This is a genomic window from Edaphobacter sp. FHG110511_03, assembly GCF_059115365.1.
In genome coordinates, this window is sequence record NZ_JBZYWL010000070.1 from 1 (window position 1) to 327 (window position 327).

The 327-nt window shown below is 58.4% G+C and carries 1 protein-coding gene; it reads right to left on the reverse strand.

Features of this window, described 5'->3' with window-relative positions; all coding sequences use genetic code 11:
• The coding region (locus tag AC5S26_RS29985; RefSeq protein ID WP_494188613.1) for a Mu transposase C-terminal domain-containing protein at positions 1 to 327 on the reverse strand (327 nt) is incomplete at both ends.

Genomic DNA, 327 nt, shown 5'->3' on the forward strand with positions numbered 1-327 from the left:
GAACCGGATCGTAACGTCCTCACCGACGTAGGCGGCGAGCGTGAGGGACAAGTAGCGGAAGGTGTGAAAGTGAATGCCGTCTGGCCGCACTCTTCGTGCCCGGACTTCGTGAATCAATAACAGATCCAACCGCTCCAAACTGTCGGGCATGCGCGGCAGGAAGCCGCAGTGTTCCCATCGTTCTTTAGGGGAGAGCTTGCCCTCCGAACTCGGACGCCGGTGGTAAACCTCCAGCAGGAACGTGTGGAACTGCTTCTCCAAAGAGTCGAGCGTCAGGGTCGGCTTTCGACCCCTCCTTGCGGTGTAGCCATCGAGATCGCACAAAAA